We start from the raw sequence: 1,880 nt of genomic DNA on the forward strand, positions 1-1,880 counted from the left end.
AAAAAATCTACTATTGCGCGATCTTTATCTACAATATGCACGTTTAACGTGAGTCTTGTTTCATTACAGATGGAAAGCAGATCCCATGCCGTTATATCAGGATTACCGCGCCCTTTTGGTCAGCAACACCGATGGCTGGCACGACGGGGATGACACGATCTCTTATGGCTTTGTGAGCCAGGTGCCAGGCTATTACCCCTATGACCCGGTCTTTGACGACTATGCTGTCAGGGCAGGCTATATCCCGGCCAGCGCCTCTGTTGCGATGGATGCGCGGCAACAGGCGCTGATGCTACAGTCAGTGGCAGCCTGGAACGAGGTCGCCAATGTCAATCTCACCCCTGCCGGACCCGGGGATGTGCTGGATATCGCCTTTGCCAGCTACGGGTTTGACAACACCGGTCTCTTTGGCTTTGTCGCCAATTTTCCCGATGCAGATGATCTGGGCACGGAGGCCTCTATGGCCGGGGATCTCTGGATCAACAGCAGCAACCCCAATCAATATGTGCCGGGCATCGGCCCGATACTGGGGCATACCAGCTGGAACACCTATCTGCACGAGCTGGGCCATGCGCTGGGGCTGCGTCATCCCAATGAGCAGCCCAGCGACGCGGCCACCAACGGCCAGTTCACGGTGATGTCCTATGTCGCCCATCCGGGCGAGGCGGATCTGAGCTATAACGCGCAGGGCTGGGCGCTGACCCCGATGCTCTGGGACATGCAGGCGCTGCAGGCGCTTTATGGCGCCAATACAAACACCCGCACCGATGCCACCAGCTATTTCGGGGTCGGCGACGGGCGTGGCAGCCAGGCCTATCAATACGGGGCGGATGAGATGACGCTGCGCGGTGCGGATGGGGTGGCGCGCAATGTCAGCCTGACCATCTGGGATGCCGGCGGCGCGGATCTGATCGACGCCTCCGATCTTGGCAGCAACAGCCGGATCGACCTGCGCCCGGGGCAGTATTCCACCATCGGCAGTCTTGAGAACAATGTCGCCATGGCCGCCGCGGTCCGGGTAGACGGGCGTACCGTCAACCTGATCGAGGACGCCTGGGGCGGGGTCGGCAATGACCATCTGATCGGCAATGGCGCCGCCAATACGCTGGTCGGCAACGCCGGGCGCGACACGCTGGCCGGGGCACGCAACAGCGATGTGCTGATCGGCGGGCAGGGCAGCGACCGGCTGCAGGGCGGCAAAGGCCATGACCTGCTGGAGGGCGGGCGCGGACGCGACACGCTGAAAGGCGGCGCCGGGCAAGATACGCTGGAAGGCGGCGGCGGCAATGACCGCATGGTCGGGGGACGGGGCGCGGATGTCTTTGTGTTCTCACGAGGGGCCGATGTGGTGATTGATTTTCAGGGCAACGACCGGATCGACATGGCTGCTGCCACCGGGGTGCTGGATTTTGCCGATCTGCGCGACAACCACCTTGAGGAAGACGGCGCAAATCTGGTGATCCGGGATCAGGACGGCCAGTCCCTGACCCTGCTCAACACGGCATTCGGTGATCTTGCGGCGGATGATTTCCTGTTCTGAGGGCGCCTCGGACCGCCGCCTTCGGCACCGATCCCTCTATCGCCAGACCTTCTGTCAGAAGATGAAAGCATCAGCCGGCAGGCCCCTGTCCTCAATCTGCAGGGATGCGCTCTGCTGGGCTCCCCTGCGCGCACGCTGCCAGAGCGGGCTTCTCTTATAATCTGCCCTCCCCTCAGTGTCCCGGATATCCCACGGTGGAGGGACAAAGAGGCGGATTTCTGGCGCCTCTGTTCCAGGTGCGGATCTCTGCCCGCCATGGGTACCGCCGCGCGGCCGTCCTTGCGGGGTGCGGCACCGTGCCCCTTTCCCCTGAGTGACCCAAGGGAATGCCGCCTCTGGC

General features: G+C 62.4%; 1 protein-coding gene. It reads left to right on the forward strand.

Going from position 1 to position 1,880, the window contains the following annotated elements; all coding sequences use genetic code 11:
- Positions 1-85: 85 nt before the first annotated feature.
- A complete protein-coding gene (locus VXL81_RS00005; protein WP_416552380.1) occupies positions 86-1,540 on the forward strand; it encodes a M10 family metallopeptidase in 1,455 nt (484 codons plus the stop codon).
- Positions 1,541-1,880: the final 340 nt, after the last annotated feature.

The organism is Phaeobacter sp. JH204B (assembly GCF_048055755.1).
GTDB lineage: Bacteria > Pseudomonadota > Alphaproteobacteria > Rhodobacterales > Rhodobacteraceae > Phaeobacter > Phaeobacter bryozoorum.